At 66.0% G+C, this 16,626-nt stretch carries 11 protein-coding genes and 3 rRNA genes; 3 read left to right on the top strand and 11 right to left on the bottom strand.

Translation table 11 applies throughout. The features are described from left to right. Positions 1-43: 43 nt before the first annotated feature. The 3 genes from OG624_RS23210 to OG624_RS23200 all read left to right on the top strand — a co-directional run bounded on the left by OG624_RS23210 (position 44) and on the right by OG624_RS23200 (position 3,635). Complete coding sequence (locus OG624_RS23210; protein WP_371639797.1) at positions 44-1,018, top strand: HAD family hydrolase; 975 nt, start codon at positions 44-46, stop codon at positions 1,016-1,018. Positions 1,019-1,379: 361 nt separating this feature from the next. Next, positions 1,380-2,201 (top strand): ECF subfamily RNA polymerase sigma factor, BldN family, encoded by an 822-nt coding sequence (locus OG624_RS23205; RefSeq protein WP_371588215.1) that lies wholly within the window; start codon positions 1,380-1,382, stop codon positions 2,199-2,201. Positions 2,202-2,429: 228 nt separating this feature from the next. Continuing rightward, a complete protein-coding gene (locus OG624_RS23200; RefSeq protein ID WP_033226833.1) occupies positions 2,430-3,635 on the top strand; it encodes a DUF5667 domain-containing protein in 1,206 nt (401 codons plus the stop codon). Between the two features lie 101 nt (positions 3,636-3,736). Here OG624_RS23200 and OG624_RS23195 read toward each other — a convergent pair whose 3' ends face one another. The 11 genes from OG624_RS23195 to OG624_RS23145 form a co-directional block, all read right to left on the bottom strand. Beyond that, positions 3,737-4,717: a lysophospholipid acyltransferase family protein gene (locus tag OG624_RS23195; protein WP_033226834.1), complete on the bottom strand. Its 981-nt coding sequence runs from the start codon at positions 4,715-4,717 to the stop codon at positions 3,737-3,739. Continuing rightward, on the bottom strand, positions 4,717-5,802 hold the full coding sequence (locus OG624_RS23190; protein ID WP_033226841.1) for an NAD-dependent epimerase/dehydratase family protein: 1,086 nt from the start codon (positions 5,800-5,802) through the stop codon (positions 4,717-4,719). Before OG624_RS23190 ends, OG624_RS23195 begins: the two co-directional genes overlap by 1 nt. 95 nt (positions 5,803-5,897) lie before the next feature. Continuing rightward, positions 5,898-5,996 (bottom strand): 30S ribosomal protein bS22, encoded by a 99-nt coding sequence (locus tag OG624_RS23185; protein ID WP_003948845.1) that lies wholly within the window; start codon positions 5,994-5,996, stop codon positions 5,898-5,900. Positions 5,997-6,138: 142 nt separating this feature from the next. Continuing rightward, entirely contained in the window at positions 6,139-6,348 is a 210-nt protein-coding gene (locus OG624_RS23180; protein ID WP_008738568.1) for a helix-turn-helix domain-containing protein, read from the bottom strand. Between the two features lie 114 nt (positions 6,349-6,462). Beyond that, on the bottom strand, positions 6,463-7,293 hold the full coding sequence (locus OG624_RS23175) for a phosphatase (RefSeq protein ID WP_033226842.1): 831 nt from the start codon (positions 7,291-7,293) through the stop codon (positions 6,463-6,465). Positions 7,294-7,387: 94 nt separating this feature from the next. After that, the gene (locus OG624_RS23170) at positions 7,388-8,536 is read right to left on the bottom strand and encodes an acetoin utilization protein AcuC (protein WP_326750426.1); all 1,149 of its coding nucleotides are present in this window, start codon (positions 8,534-8,536) and stop codon (positions 7,388-7,390) included. Then, entirely contained in the window at positions 8,508-9,734 is a 1,227-nt protein-coding gene (locus OG624_RS23165) for an MFS transporter (RefSeq protein WP_033226835.1), read from the bottom strand. Before OG624_RS23165 ends, OG624_RS23170 begins: the two co-directional genes overlap by 29 nt. Before the next feature lie 43 nt (positions 9,735-9,777). Then, a complete protein-coding gene (locus tag OG624_RS23160) occupies positions 9,778-10,443 on the bottom strand; it encodes an HAD family hydrolase (protein WP_033226836.1) in 666 nt (221 codons plus the stop codon). A 197-nt stretch (positions 10,444-10,640) separates the two neighbouring features. Next, a 5S ribosomal RNA gene (rrf, locus tag OG624_RS23155) occupies positions 10,641-10,758 on the bottom strand. 78 nt (positions 10,759-10,836) lie between these two features. Beyond that, positions 10,837-13,959 (bottom strand): 23S ribosomal RNA (locus tag OG624_RS23150). A gap of 279 nt (positions 13,960-14,238) precedes the next feature. After that, a 16S ribosomal RNA gene (locus OG624_RS23145) occupies positions 14,239-15,763 on the bottom strand. Together the 16S, 23S and 5S rRNA genes form the textbook arrangement of a ribosomal RNA operon. Positions 15,764-16,626: the final 863 nt, after the last annotated feature.

Raw genomic sequence — 16,626 nt, 5'->3', positions numbered from 1 at the left:
CATCGGTTCGGGAACTCCCGAACACAGTGGCTATGCTCGCGTCATGGCCGCTCCCGGATGGCTCCCCCCTCGTCGGCGCTCCGCCACCGCACGCAGCGTGTTGGCGGGCGAGGCCTCGGCCGAGGCCGCCCGCAAGACCGCTCTGGCCGAGGCCCCACCGTTCACCGAACCAGAAACGGAACCGGAAGCCCTCACCGAAGAGGGCCCGGACCGGACCCCGGAAGAGCCCGTCTTCCCGGTCGCCGGCGACGACCTCGCCGCCGCCTTCTTCGACCTCGACAACACCGTCATGCAGGGCGCCGCGATCTTCCACTTCGGCCGCGGCCTCTACAAGCGCGAGTTCTTCCGCCGCCGCGAGCTCGCCCGCTTCGCCTGGCAGCAGGCCTGGTTCCGGCTCGCCGGGGTCGAGGACCCCGAGCACATGCAGGACGCCCGCGACAGCGCCCTGTCCATCGTCAAGGGCCACAAGGTCTCCGAGCTGATGTCGATCGGCGAGGAGATCTACGACGAGTACATGGCCGAGCGGATCTGGCCGGGCACCCGCGCCCTGGCCCAGGCCCACCTCGACGCCGGCCAGAAGGTGTGGCTGGTCACGGCCGCCCCCGTGGAGACAGCCACCATCATCGCCCGCCGCCTCGGCCTGACCGGCGCCCTGGGCACCGTCGCCGAGTCCGTCGACGGGATCTACACCGGCCGCCTGGTCGGCGAACCGCTGCACGGCCCCGCGAAGGCGGAGGCCGTCCGCGCCCTGGCCGCCGCCGAGGGGCTGGACCTCGAACGCTGCGCCGCGTACAGCGATTCGCACAACGACATCCCGATGCTGTCGCTGGTCGGACATCCGTACGCGATCAATCCCGATACAAAACTGCGCAAGCATGCCCGCACCAACGACTGGCGACTGCGCGACTATCGGACCGGCCGCAAGGCCGTGAAGGTCGGCGTTCCGGCCGCCGCCGGCGTCGGCGCGATCGCGGGCGGCGCGGCCGCGGCCATCGCCCTGCACCGCCGCCGCAAGTAACAACACCAGGCCCGGGGCCCCACGCACCCCGGGCCCGGCCGGACCACGGCTCCGACCCGGTCATTCGCTCACCTCTACCCGCGCCCCCGGCGCGGCACTCCGGCATGCCCGACTCAGTCGCGGGATCCCATGGAAGCGTCCATTCCGCGCACCCAAGCGATCAAGAATCGATCACCAACTGCGACTGAATATGCCCTCGACACGCAACAGAAGTGTCGGAACCGGTGATTTGAGCAACTGGGTGTAGCGCTGCCTGTACGAAGCGTTATTCTCCTCAAACGCATGCCACCGGCCATCTGTCGCCACGACGGGTGAACGGTCCCGCACTGCACGTGATGGAAGCTCTGCCTCTGGGAGTCCCGTGTACCCACCTGTCGGGGTTGACGCCTCGGGCCTGGCTCAGCTGCGCGCGACGGTCCTCGACCACCTGCGCGGCTTCGTCCCCACCGCGTACGCCGTCCCCGCCCTCGCCGCCGCGGTCCCTGCCGGCTTCGGCCCGGCCGGCCCTTGCTATGCCCTGACCGACGGCGGCGCGACGGTGGGGAGACGAGGTCGCGCCGCCGGCGGCTCGAACGCCGCCGGCACCGGCACCGGCACCCAGGCCACCACCCACCGCCGCCCCACCGCGGACAGCGACCAGGCCCGCATGATGGACCTGGTCGAACGCGCCCAGGCCGGCGAGGCCGAGGCCTTCGGCCGCCTGTACGACCAGTACAGCGACACGGTCTACCGGTACATCTACTACCGCGTCGGCGGCAAGGCGACCGCGGAGGACCTCACCAGCGAGACGTTCCTGCGCGCCCTGCGCCGGATCTCCACCTTCACCTGGCAGGGCCGCGACTTCGGCGCCTGGCTCGTGACGATCGCCCGCAACCTGGTGGCGGACCACTTCAAGTCCAGCCGGTTCCGGCTGGAGGTCACCACCGGCGAGATGCTCGACGCCAACGAGGTCGAGCGCAGCCCCGAGGACTCCGTCCTGGAGTCCCTCTCCAACGCGGCCCTGCTGGAGGCCGTACGCAAGCTCAACCCGCAGCAGCAGGAATGCGTGACCCTGCGCTTCCTGCAGGGCCTCTCGGTCGCCGAGACGGCCCGGGTGATGGGGAAGAACGAAGGCGCCATCAAGACGCTCCAGTACCGGGCGGTGCGCACTTTGGCCCGCCTTCTCCCCGAAGACGCCCGCTGACCCTCCGACACCACACAACCTCACATTCGGTGACCCCTCGATGACGCTGTGGTCAGATCATCCTTCGTCCGTAACCCAAGTGCCGCGACGCTCGTTGTGCGGAATGCAGGCTCCCTGTGGACACGCCTTGCCCGAAGCCGCTCACTCGAAAGTGTGGATGCGCTCAAGGAAGGCAACCTTCCGGACACCTTGGGGAGTCGATCGTCATGACGAGAGGAGGTGCCGCCAGTGATCGCGAACGTGACCCCGCACCGGCGGGCGAACGCCTTCGCCCAGGCCCTGGAGGATCGGACCCCGTCCGACCTTTCAGATCCGGACTCGGCGGCCGAGCAGTCCGAGGCACCTGCCGAACCTGCCGACCACGACCGGCTGTTGGCCCTGGCGAGCGTGCTCGGCGAAAGAATGCCGCGCCCGGAGCTGGACCCCGAGGTCAAAGTGGTGCAACGAGCCCAGCTCATTGCCGCCATGGAGGCCATGGTGCTGGAGGAGAGGGCCGGGGGCGGTGCCGCCTCGGACCCTCAGGTGCCCGAACAGCGGACCGGCCGCGGCGCCCACCGGGCGACCTCGCTCCGGAAATTGCGGCCCCGCTCCCGCTGGTCCAAGGGCATCGCGGCGGGTGGCCTCACCGTGGGTGTGGCCGCCGGGGCCTTCAGCGGAGTGGCCGCTGCCAGCACCGACGCCCTGCCCGGTGATCACCTCTACCCCGTGAAGCGGGGCATGGAGGACCTGAAGCTGGGGATGGCCGACGACGACGCGGACCGGGGCGAGCTCTATCTCGACCAGGCCTCGAACCGTCTGTCGGAAGCCCGTCGGCTGATGGAACGAGGCCGGCTGGGCGACCTGGACCACGAGTCCCTGGGCGCGATCCGCCGGGCCCTGGCGGGAGTGAAGCACGACGCGGAGGAAGGCCACCGCCTCCTCCAGGCAGCGTACGAACGGGACGGCTCGCTCGGCCCGATCCAGAAGCTGTCGTCGTTCTCCCGCTCCCACCGCGACGCGTGGGGCAAGCTTCGCGAGAAGCTCCCGGCGCAGCTCACGGACGTGGGCGGTGAGGTGGAGTCGGTCTTCCAGGCCATAGACGAAGACGTGGCGCCGCTGCAGAGCCTGCTCCCCAAGGCACCGGAGCAGAGCCGCGGTACCGGAGGCACCCCCGGCCCGTCCGCCAAGCCGGGCACCCCCAGCGGCGCCCACCAGTCCGCCCCGGCCGCCGGCACGCCGTCCGGCAGCCCCGCGGCGCCGTCCCCCTCGGGGAGCTCCCGGCCCCCCGCCGGCGGCCTCCTCGGCGGTACGGGCGACCTGCTCAACCCGCCTGCGGGACAGTCGGCACCGCCCCCCTCGGGCACGCCGGAGAACCCGAAGCCGGACATCACCATCCCGCCCCTGCTCCCGGGGCTCCTCCCGGGCCTGGGCCTGGGCGCGGAGGACGCCGAGTAACGGGAAGGGCGGGGCTGCCGAAGCAGCCCCGCCCTTCCCGTTCAGCCCCGCCGGCGTTCGAGGCGCGGGGGTCCGGGGGCAGAGCCCCCGGCACTCAACGATCAGAAGAACACGGACCGCCGCTGCACCAGCAGCTTGTACAACGTGTGCTGGATCTGCTCCCGCACCTGGTCCGTCAGATTGAACATCAGCATCGGGTCCTCCGCCGCCTCCGCGGCGTACCCGTCCGTCGGGATCGGCTCTCCGAACTGGATCGTCCACTTCGTCGGCAACGGCACCGCACCCAGCGGCCCCAGCCACGGGAACGTCGGCGTGATCGGGAAGTACGGGACCCCCAGCAGCCGTGCCAGCGTCTTCGCGTTGCCGACCATGGGGTAGATCTCCTCCGCCCCCACGATCGAGCACGGCACGATCGGCGTGCCCGCCCGCAGCGCCGTCGACACGAACCCGCCGCGCCCGAACCGCTGCAGCTTGTACCGGTCCCCGAACGGCTTCCCTATCCCCTTGAAGCCCTCCGGCATCACCCCGACCAGTTCCCCGGCCTCCAGCAGCCGCTGCGCGTCCTCCGCGCACGCCAGGGTGTGCCCCGCCTTGCGGGCCAGCTCGTTGACCACCGGCAGCATGAACACCAGGTCCGCCGCCAGCAGCCGCAGGTGCCGCTCCGCCGGGTGGTGGTCGTGCACCGCGACCTGGAGCATCAGCCCGTCGAGCGGCAGCGTCCCGGAGTGGTTCGCCACGATCAGCGCGCCACCCTCCGCCGGGATGTTCTCGATGCCCTTGACCTCGACCCGGAAGTACTTGTCGTACAGCGGGCGCATCAGGGACATCAGGACCTGGTCCGTCAGTTCCTTGTCGTAGCCGAAGTCGTCGACCTCGTAGTCCCCGGTGATCCGCCGCCGCAGGAACGCCAGCCCGCCGGCGACCCGCCGGTCCCAGCTGTCTCCGGGCGCCGCGACCGGCGTCGGCTCGGGAGCCGCGGGCTCCTCCACCACCGGCTCGGCCGCGGGCACCGCCCGCACCCGGCGGGGGATCCGCCGCCGGGGCCGGTCCTCGTCGAACGGAATGACCTTGGCGTCCGCCACTATCGCTTCGCTCCTTCAGCCGCGTAGGCGTCGTCCTCGAGCCTGTCGAGCCCGTTTACGTCCAGCATGGCCGCCACCCGGTCCACGGCCCGTCCGACCCGCTCCGGGGGCAGCAGCCCGCTCCCCCGGCTCCGCGCGAAGTCCGCGAAGGTCTCGGCGGTCGTGTAGAGCGGCTCGAAGCCGAGGACCTCGCGCATCTGCGTGGTCTCCACGACCCGGCCGTGGGTGAGCAGCCTTATCTGCTCCGGCGAGAAGTCACTGGCCCCGACCGCCCGGAGCGCGGCGCCCACCCAGTTCAACGCGGGCAGCAGCAACGGCAGTGTGGGCCGCCCGAGCCGCCGCGAGCACTGCGACAGCAGCAGGACGCCGTCACCGGCGATGTTGAACGTCCCGCTGTTCAAGGTCCCGCGCCGAGGCTCCCGGGCCGCCAGCCGCAGGACTTCGAGGACATCGTCCTCGTGCACGAACTGCAGCCGCGGGTCGTACCCCAGCACGGTCGGCATCACCGGGATCGAGAAGTACTCGGCGAGCGCCGAATCCGCGAAGGGCCCCAGGATGTTCGCGAACCGCAGGACGCACACCGCGACGTCCGGCCGTCTGCGCGCGAAGCCCCGTACGTAGCCCTCGACCTCGGCGGCGTCCTTGGCGAAGCCGCCCGCCGGCAGGGATTTCGGCTCCGTGGTCTCGGTGAAGACGGCCGGGTCCCGGGGAGTGCCCCCGTAGACGCTGGTACTGGACTTCACCACGAGCCGCCGTACCGTCGGCGACTTCTGGCAGGCACCGAGGAGCTGCATGGTGCCGATGACGTTCGTTTCCTTGACGGTGCTGTGCGCACCGCCCGTTCCCGCGCTGCCTCCGGTGACCGCGAGATGGACCACCGTGTCCACGGCGTGCTCGGCCAGCACTCTGGCGATCGCCGACTGTCTGATGTCCGTACGGACGAACTCGGCCGATCCGAGCCGGTGCGGCGGTGTCATCGCGTCCACCGCGATCACCCGCTCGACATCCGGGTCACGCTGGATCCGGCGCACGAAGCGGCCGCCCAACTGCCGGGCAGCCCCGGTGACGAGTACGACCTTCCCCACGAGCTCAGCGCCTCCCTCGAAGAAGTCCCCCGGCTGCACCGCAGCCCCTCCACCAGGATGGTGGAGGGGCTGCGGAGAACACGTACAGCTGCCGTTTACTTCTTGTTACGGCGCTGGACGCGGGTGCGCTTGAGCAGCTTGCGGTGCTTCTTCTTAGCCATCCGCTTGCGCCGCTTCTTGATAACAGAGCCCACGACTACCCTCGCTCACTTCTCTTCACTGGTGCGGGGCGTCTGGGCCCACACGACCTACGTCGGCCTAGCCTACCCGCCCGAGCTCTGAGCTTGTAATCCGAGCGCTTCCGCGTCGTAGCCAGGGGCATCCCGAGCCTCAGTCTCAGGCCGACTCCACCCCCACATAGGACTCTCGGAGGTACTCGTGGACCGCGTTCTCGGGGACCCGGAAGGACCGGCCCACCCGGATTGCGGGCAGATGACCGTTGTGCACCAGGCGGTACACGGTCATCTTCGACACTCGCATCACCGAGGCGACCTCCGCCACGGTCAGGAACTGAACCTCACTGAGAGGCCTCTCGCCAGCAGCCATGACACACCTTGACCTTCCGCGCATGACGGGCACCGGCTTCCCCTCCGGTTACTCCTCGTCGTCGCACGCTCACTCCCCAGAGTAGGGGCGCGTGATACGAGTGGGGAAGAGGAGCTACGGCCACTCCTGCCGCCCCGTCAGACTCGCGCGGCCGAGCACGTATCGCGTGAGCGGTCGGTAGTAGTCCGCTCGCACCGCGTCATCAAGTGGAACAGCCACCGAGACCCGCCCCTCGGCTTCCCCGACGAACAGCGCGGGATCGTCCGTGTCCGCCAACCCGATGGCCTCCACACCGAGCTGACCTGCACCGCAGACCCATCCGTGGTCCCCCACCACCAACTCGGGCAACGGCCCGCCGGCCTCCGCGAGGGCCCCCAACGCCACCCGAACCGGCAGCGGTGAATGGGTGTGCACGCCGGTCGCACTCCCCGGCACCCGCACGCCGGGTTCCCGCACCAGTGCGACCCCCCGTACGTATTCGATCCTGTGCGTGCGTACGCCGAACCGGGTCGCCATGTCGACACTCACCCCCTGCGCCGGGGTGAGGACAACACATCCCGCCGCCGACAACGCCTCCGCCAAACCGGCGTAGAAGCCCAGGAGCCGATGCGGATGCCCCGTCCCGAACAGCACGGGCGACCGCGCCCGCGCCGCCTCGCACAGCCGCCCCGCGAAGGCCTCCAGCGCGGCCACCGTCCGCTCCGGATCGATGACGTCCGGCCCGCTGACGTGCGCCGGATCCGCCGAGACCCCGCACTTGTCCGCCATCAGCCTCAGCAGATCACCCTCGCCCCAGGCCCACTCCGGATCCAGCCCCAGCATCACCCGCGGATCCCGCGCCGCGAACAGCCGGTAACTGCGCAGGCTCTCCTCCCGGGAGGTGGCGACGGGCCCGGCCAACCGGGCGGCCAGCAGATGCGCACGCAGCGCGCCGGTGCTCAACACCCTCCGATGCTGCCCCAACACATCTGGCGGGTCATCAATTCCGGCGAACAGCCCCACAGTTGGCGTAACGATGCAGCATGATCCGCACCGTCGGTCAGGTCAGCATGCCGCGCAGCGGGAACACCGCCCGGCGCGTGGCGAGAACGGCCTGATCCGTCCGGTCCGCCGGGTCGTAGCCCGCGTCCCAATCCGGCCACGACGGGCTCCGCCCGTCCGTCATCCGGGCCGGCGCCATCTGCCGCGTCCTCGCGTACACCTCGTCCCGCCACGAGGCGGGCACCGGCGTCCCGGGATCCACCGGGCGGTGCGCGGCGATCCCCACCAGATGCGTCCACGACCGCGGAACGACGTCCACCACCGCGTACCCGCCCCCGCCCAGCGCCAGCCACCGCCCGTCCGCGTACTCGTGCGCGAGCCGGTGACAGGACTCCTGGACGGCCCGCTGGGCGTCCAGGGAGACCGCCAGGTGGGCGAGGGGGTCCTCGAAGTGCGTATCGGCCCCGTGCTGGGTCACCAGTACCTGCGGCCTGAAGTCCGCCAACAGCTCCGGTACGACGGCGTGGAAGGCCCGTAGCCAGCCCTCGTCCCCGGTCCCGGCGGGCAGCGCGATGTTCACCGCCGACCCCTCCGCCTCCGGACCGCCGGTCTCCTCGGGCCAACCGGTCTGCGGGAACAGCGTCCGCGGGTGCTCGTGCATCGAGACGGTCAGCACCCGCGGATCGTTCCAGAAGGCCGCCTGCACGCCGTCCCCGTGGTGCACGTCCACATCCACGTACGCGACCCGCTCGGCGCCGAGCTCCAGCAGCCGGGCGATGGCCAGCGACGCATCGTTGTAGACGCAGAAGCCGGCCGCCCCGCCCGGCATGGCGTGGTGCAGCCCGCCGGCGAAGTTCACGGCGTGCTCGGCCTCACCGTGCCAGAGCGCCTCCGCGCCCGCCACGGACTGCCCTGCGATCAGCGCGGACGCCTCGTGCATCCCGTGGAAGGCCGGATCGTCCATGGTCCCCAGCCCGTACGAACCGTCCGCGACGCCCGGGTCCTCGGACACCTCGCGGACCGCGGCGACGTAGTCCTCGCGATGGACCAGCCGCAGCGTCGAGTCCCCGGCCGCGGGCGCCGCCCGTACCTCCATCGCCCGGTCCAGCCCGAAGGCGCGGACCAGGCCCATGGTCAGCGCCAGGCGCACCGGGTCCATCGGATGGCTCGGTCCGAAGTCATACCTCGTTACCGCCTCGTCCCACATCAACAGCCCGGTCACCGGCTCGCCGCTCATGCCGGACACCGTATCGGGCGCCCTCGGAGCCGAACGAGCGGGCTTGGAGGAGTGTCACCAGGACCAGCGCCATCGGCAGGAGCATGGCGCCCCGGTAGCTCCACGCGTCGCCCACCGCCCCGACGAGCGGGGACCCGATCAGGAAGCCGACGTAGTTGAAGATGTTGAGCCGCGCGACGGCCGTGTCGGACGCCCCCGGGAACAGCCTCCCCGCGGCCGCGAAGGTCTGCGGCACGATCACGCACAACCCGATCCCCAGCAGGGTGAAGCCGAGCATCCCCACCCAGGCCCCCGGCGCCGCGGCCACCACGGCGAACCCGCCGGCCGCCACCAGCGTCCCGGCCCGCACCACGGCCGCCGCCCCGAAGCGACGCACGCCCAGGTCGCCGACGGCCCGCCCCACGAGGGTGGTCACCATGTACACGTTGTAGGGGACGGTCGCCATCTGCTCCGAGCTCCCGAGCACGTCCTGGAGGTACTTGGCACTCCAGTTCGCCACCGTCGAGTCACCGATGTACGCGCACGCCATCACCAGACAGAGCGGCAGCAGCAGCTTGAACCCACCGGGCCCCAGCCCCTTCCCGTCGCCCTCGCCCTGCCCCGCAGGACCGTCGACGTAGCGCCGGCTCCCCAGGAACGCCAGCGGCAGCAGGACGACCACGGCCGGCAGATAGCTGACGAAGAGGTTCAGCTCCCAGTGCGCGCCCGCCCACGCCGCCGAGGCCCCCAAGATCCCGCCGAGGCTGTACGCGGCGTGGAAGCCGAGCATGATGCTCCGCCCGTACGCCCGCTGCAGACTGACCCCGAGCATGTTCATCGAGGCGTCCAGCGCACCCACCGACAGCCCGAACGCCCCCAGCGCCACCGCCACGTGCCACATCTGGCCGCCGGCTCCGACGCCGAGCAGGGACAGCAGCACCAGCGGCTGCGCCCACCGCAGTACGACGCTGGGCGCCACCCGCTTCACCAGGTGCTCGGTGGCCACGCTCGACGCCCCCGCGAGGATCGGCACGGCCGCGAGGAAGGCGGGCAGCAGACCGTCGGATATCCCGTACCGGTCCTGGATGGCCGGGATCCGAGTCACGAGCAGCGCGAAGGCGACGCCTTGCACGAAGAAGCTGAACCCCAGAGCGCCGCGGCCACGCCGCAGCCGCACATCATCCGTCATGGCGGGTCAGCGTAGGGCCACGGGCTACCCGTGGGTAGAGAGATCACATACCCAGTCCTGCTTCCAGTCCGAGCAGTCCGGTGAGCTGCTTCATGTCACCGAAGTGGCCGGTGGCTCCGGGGAGCCGGTCGGCGGGCAGCATCGCCGTGAACCCGTACACGTCCATGCCCGCGGCGACGGCGGCCTGGACCCCGAGCGGACTGTCCTCGACGACCACACAACGGGCGGGCTCCACACCCATCTGCCGCGCCGCGTGCAGGTACAGATCGGGAGCCGGCTTCCCCTGGCCGACGTCCTGCGCGCTGAAGATCCACTCCTCCTCGAACCACCCGTCGAGCCCGGCGACCCGATGCCCCACGCGGATCCGGTCGTGGCTCCCGGAGGAGGCGAGGCAGTATCCGATCCCCTGCGCGGTCAGCGCCCCCAGCACCTCCTCCACCCCGGGGACGGGCTTCAGCTCCTGCTCGAACGCGGCGATGGTCCGCGTGTGCAGGGTCTCGTCGAAGTCGGCTGGCAGCTGCTGCCCGGTCCGCTCGCGAACGAGGTCGTGCACGCGGTGCACGGCGGAGCCCATGTAGTCGCGGACCGACTCTTCGTAGGTGGTCGGGTGCCCCAGCTCGGTCAGGTACTCGGCGAGGACACTGTTGGCGAGCGGCTCGCTGTCCACCAGCACGCCGTCGTTGTCGAAGATGACGAGGTCGTAGCCCATACCCCCACAGTACGAACTAAAGGGACGTAGGACCCGTCTCGCCGGGCCGCCGATGACGCGTCACGGGCCTGCTGCGGCCATTCGGACGACAGACGACAGACCTCCGACCGGTCGGCAGGCCCTGCCGATCTGATCGTGAACGCAGAAAAGCCCCGCACCGAGCCCATAAGGGCTGGTGCGGGGCTTCCGCAATGATTGTTCGGCGGCGTCCTACTCTCCCACAGGGTCCCCCCTGCAGTACCATCGGCGCTGAAAGGCTTAGCTTCCGGGTTCGGAATGTAAACCGGGCGTTTCCCTAACGCTATGACCACCGAAACACTATGAAATTTGAACATGCTGGTGTTGACACAGCTGTTCGTTATTTCAGAACTAACACAGTGGACGCGAGCAACTGAGGACAAGCCCTCGGCCTATTAGTACCAGTCAGCTTCACCCGTTACCGGGCTTCCACATCTGGCCTATCAACCCAGTCGTCTACTGGGAGCCTTACCCTCTCAAGGAGGTGGGAATACTCATCTTGAAGCAGGCTTCCCGCTTAGATGCTTTCAGCGGTTATCCCTCCCGAACGTAGCCAACCAGCCATGCCCTTGGCAGGACAACTGGCACACCAGAGGTTCGTCCGTCCCGGTCCTCTCGTACTAGGGACAGCCCTTCTCAATATTCCTACGCGCACAGCGGATAGGGACCGAACTGTCTCACGACGTTCTAAACCCAGCTCGCGTACCGCTTTAATGGGCGAACAGCCCAACCCTTGGGACCGACTCCAGCCCCAGGATGCGACGAGCCGACATCGAGGTGCCAAACCATCCCGTCGATATGGACTCTTGGGGAAGATCAGCCTGTTATCCCCGGGGTACCTTTTATCCGTTGAGCGACGGCGCTTCCACAAGCCACCGCCGGATCACTAGTCCCGACTTTCGTCCCTGCTCGACCCGTCGGTCTCACAGTCAAGCTCCCTTGTGCACTTACACTCAACACCTGATTGCCAACCAGGCTGAGGGAACCTTTGGGCGCCTCCGTTACCCTTTGGGAGGCAACCGCCCCAGTTAAACTACCCATCAGACACTGTCCCTGATCCGGATCACGGACCGAGGTTAGACATCCAGCACGACCAGAGTGGTATTTCAACGGCGACTCCACAACCACTGGCGTGGCTGCTTCAAAGTCTCCCACCTATCCTACACAAGCCGAACCGAACACCAATATCAAACTGTAGTAAAGGTCCCGGGGTCTTTCCGTCCTGCTGCGCGAAACGAGCATCTTTACTCGTAGTGCAATTTCACCGGGCCTATGGTTGAGACAGTCGAGAAGTCGTTACGCCATTCGTGCAGGTCGGAACTTACCCGACAAGGAATTTCGCTACCTTAGGATGGTTATAGTTACCACCGCCGTTTACTGGCGCTTAAGTTCTCAGCTTCGCAACCCCGAAAGGTCACTAACCGGTCCCCTTAACGTTCCAGCACCGGGCAGGCGTCAGTCCGTATACATCGCCTTACGGCTTCGCACGGACCTGTGTTTTTAGTAAACAGTCGCTTCTCGCTGGTCTCTGCGGCCACCCCCAGCTCACGGAGCAAGTCCGATCACCAGTGATGGCCCCCCTTCTCCCGAAGTTACGGGGGCATTTTGCCGAGTTCCTTAACCATAGTTCACCCGAACGCCTCGGTATTCTCTACCTGACCACCTGAGTCGGTTTAGGGTACGGGCCGCCATGAAACTCGCTAGAGGCTTTTCTCGACAGCATAGGATCATCCACTTCACCACAATCGGCTCGGCATCAGGTCTCAGCCTTTATGAGGGACGGATTTGCCTACCCCTCGGCCTACACCCTTACCCCGGGACTACCACCGCCCGGGCTGGACTACCTTCCTGCGTCACCCCATCGCTTACCTACTACAAGTCTGGTTCGTCGGCTCCACCACTTTCCTTTCCCCGAAGGGTCCGGAACGGCTTCACGGACTTAGCATCGCCTGATTCGATATTGGGCGTTTCAAAGCGGGTACCGGAATATCAACCGGTTGTCCATCGACTACGCCTGTCGGCCTCGCCTTAGGTCCCGACTTACCCTGGGCAGATCAGCTTGACCCAGGAACCCTTAGTCAATCGGCGCACACGTTTCTCACGTGTGTATCGCTACTCATGCCTGCATTCTCACTCGTGAACCGTCCACAACTAGCTTCCGCTGCTGCTTCACCCGGCACACGACGCTCCCCTACCCATCACAGCGGGCGTTGGCCCTATTGCTGCAATGACACGACTTCGGCGGTACGCTTGAGCCCCGCTACATTGTCGGCGCGGAATCACTTGACCAGTGAGCTATTACGCACTCTTTCAAGGGTGGCTGCTTCTAAGCCAACCTCCTGGTTGTCTCTGCGACTCCACATCCTTTCCCACTTAGCGTACGCTTAGGGGCCTTAGTCGATGCTCTGGGCTGTTTCCCTCTCGACCATGGAGCTTATCCCCCACAGTCTCACTGCCGTGCTCTCACTTACCGGCATTCGGAGTTTGGCTAAGGTCAGTAACCCGGTAGGGCCCATCGCCTATCCAGTGCTCTACCTCCGGCAAGAAACACACGACGCTGCACCTAAATGCATTTCGGGGAGAACCAGCTATCACGGAGTTTGATTGGCCTTTCACCCCTAACCACAGGTCATCCCCCAGGTTTTCAACCCTGGTGGGTTCGGTCCTCCACGAAGTCTTACCTCCGCTTCAACCTGCCCATGGCTAGATCACTCCGCTTCGGGTCTAGAGCGTGCAACTCAATCGCCCTGTTCGGACTCGCTTTCGCTACGGCTTCCCCACACGGGTTAACCTCGCTACACACCGCTAACTCGCAGGCTCATTCTTCAAAAGGCACGCAGTCACGACTGTATGTGCAAGCACATACAGCGACGCTCCCACGGCTTGTAGGCACACGGTTTCAGGTACTATTTCACTCCGCTCCCGCGGTACTTTTCACCATTCCCTCACGGTACTATCCGCTATCGGTCACCAGGGAATATTTAGGCTTAGCGGGTGGTCCCGCCAGATTCACACGGGATTTCTCGGGCCCCGTGCTACTTGGGAGATTCTTAAGCAAGCCGCTGATGTTTCGTCTACGGGGGTCTTACCCTCTACGCCGGACCTTTCGCATGTCCTTCGACTACATCAACGGTTTCTGACTCGCCGACCGGCCGGCAGACCGATCAAAAGAATTCCCACAACCCCGCATGCGCAACCCCTGCCGGGTATCACACGCATACGGTTTGGCCTCATCCGGTTTCGCTCGCCACTACTCCCGGAATCACGGTTGTTTTCTCTTCCTGAGGGTACTGAGATGTTTCACTTCCCCTCGTTCCCTCCACACTGCCTATGTGTTCAGCAGTGGGTGACAGCCCATGACGACTGCCGGGTTTCCCCATTCGGACACCCCCGGATCAAAGCTCAGTTGGCAGCTCCCCGGGGCCTATCGCGGCCTCTCACGTCCTTCATCGGTTCCTGGTGCCAAGGCATCCACCGTGCGCCCTTAAAAACTTGGCCACAGATGCTCGCGTCCACTGTGTAGTTCTCAAACAACGACCAGCCACCCGTCACACACTCCCTGAGGAATGCTTCACCGGGGCCGGCACTGAAGACATGACCTTACGGCCGTACCTTCAGGACCCAACAACGTGCCAAGCACGATCCCCTCCACTTCACTGTTTTCCACGCCGAAGCAGTACTTACAGAGAGTTTTGGAAACCGTGCCAACTAATCAACGTTCCACCCATGAGCTGACCGTGCAGAACGTTTGTCTGCAATCGGTACTGTGCTCCTTAGAAAGGAGGTGATCCAGCCGCACCTTCCGGTACGGCTACCTTGTTACGACTTCGTCCCAATCGCCAGTCCCACCTTCGACAGCTCCCTCCCTTACGGGTTGGGCCACCGGCTTCGGGTGTTACCGACTTTCGTGACGTGACGGGCGGTGTGTACAAGGCCCGGGAACGTATTCACCGCAGCAATGCTGATCTGCGATTACTAGCAACTCCAACTTCATGGGGTCGAGTTGCAGACCCCAATCCGAACTGAGACCGGCTTTTTGAGATTCGCTCCACCTCACGGTATCGCAGCTCATTGTACCGGCCATTGTAGCACGTGTGCAGCCCAAGACATAAGGGGCATGATGACTTGACGTCGTCCCCACCTTCCTCCGAGTTGACCCCGGCGGTCTCCTGTGAGTCCCCATCACCCCGAAGGGCATGCTGGCAACACAGGACAAGGGTTGCGCTCGTTGCGGGACTTAACCCAACATCTCACGACACGAGCTGACGACAGCCATGCACCACCTGTATACCGACCACAAGGGGGGCACTATCTCTAATGCTTTCCGGTATATGTCAAGCCTTGGTAAGGTTCTTCGCGTTGCGTCGAATTAAGCCACATGCTCCGCTGCTTGTGCGGGCCCCCGTCAATTCCTTTGAGTTTTAGCCTTGCGGCCGTACTCCCCAGGCGGGGAACTTAATGCGTTAGCTGCGGCACCGACGACGTGGAATGTCGCCAACACCTAGTTCCCAACGTTTACGGCGTGGACTACCAGGGTATCTAATCCTGTTCGCTCCCCACGCTTTCGCTCCTCAGCGTCAGTAATGGCCCAGAGATCCGCCTTCGCCACCGGTGTTCCTCCTGATATCTGCGCATTTCACCGCTACACCAGGAATTCCGATCTCCCCTACCACACTCTAGCTAGCCCGTATCGAATGCAGACCCGAGGTTAAGCCTCGGGCTTTCACATCCGACGTGACAAGCCGCCTACGAGCTCTTTACGCCCAATAATTCCGGACAACGCTTGCGCCCTACGTATTACCGCGGCTGCTGGCACGTAGTTAGCCGGCGCTTCTTCTGCAGGTACCGTCACTTTCGCTTCTTCCCTGCTGAAAGAGGTTTACAACCCGAAGGCCGTCATCCCTCACGCGGCGTCGCTGCATCAGGCTTTCGCCCATTGTGCAATATTCCCCACTGCTGCCTCCCGTAGGAGTCTGGGCCGTGTCTCAGTCCCAGTGTGGCCGGTCGCCCTCTCAGGCCGGCTACCCGTCGTCGCCTTGGTGGGCCATTACCCCACCAACAAGCTGATAGGCCGCGGGCTCATCCTTCACCGCCGGAGCTTTCAACCCCCGCCCATGCAGGCAGGAGTGGTATCCGGTATTAGACCCCGTTTCCAGGGCTTGTCCCAGAGTGAAGGGCAGATTGCCCACGTGTTACTCACCCGTTCGCCACTAATCCACCCCGAAGGGCTTCATCGTTCGACTTGCATGTGTTAAGCACGCCGCCAGCGTTCGTCCTGAGCCAGGATCAAACTCTCCATGAATGTTTACCCGTTATCGGGTGCACACATCACTTAGAGCGGGCGCATCATGTCGGAATAAGACCGACGCGCCACAACGTCCTCGCTGTGTTTGTTGCCTGCCAGTGCTTCACAAGTGAAGCCCGACAGGTCTTTTTCAAAGGAACCTCATCCACCGAAGTGGACGGGGTATCAACTTCTGGCGTTGATTTTTGGCACGCTGTTGAGTTCTCAAGGAACGGACGCTTCCTTTGTACTCACCCTCTCGGGCTTTCCTCCGGGCTTTCGTTCTGTTCTTGCGTTTCCGACTCTATCAGAGCCTGTCCCGCTTCGCTTTCCAGGTTCTCGCTTTCGCGTTTCCCTTTCCGGCGATTCCGACTCTATCAGATCCTTTCGGGCCTGACCCCCAGTCAGCGGGGCTTGTCTTCCGGGCTGTTGGGCCCTTTCGACGAGTGAGACAGTAGCGGATTCCTTGCCCCCGAACCTAATCGGCGGCTGCGTCCTGGAACGCGGATTCCTCATTCGCAAATACGCATGAAAACGAGACGACGGAGTGCGTCGTTCGTTCGAATGTGTAGTGCGGGATGGCCGTCCGGGGACCGACCGGGGTCGGCGCTCACTTCGGACAACTCGAAGAACCTTACGGACCTGGCACACCAGTGTCAACCCCTGTCCGACCCGCCGCGCGGGATCCGCGAAACTCCCGTCGTCCTCCGGCCCCCCGGTCTACGCTGGGCCCATGACTACGCATGCGCTCACGCTCAGCCTTCGCTGGTGGGCCGCCTGACGGCGGCCGACCTTCCACGCGAGCACGCATGCGCTCACGGCCGCCGCTACGGCGGCCGTTTTTGTTTCTCCCTCCCGGGAGTGGCTCGGTCGCCCGACGC

This window comes from Streptomyces virginiae (assembly GCF_041432505.1).
GTDB lineage: Bacteria > Actinomycetota > Actinomycetes > Streptomycetales > Streptomycetaceae > Streptomyces > Streptomyces virginiae_A.
The sequence above is the reverse complement of the archived record's forward strand: the minus strand, read 5'-3'. Positions and strand labels throughout refer to the sequence as shown.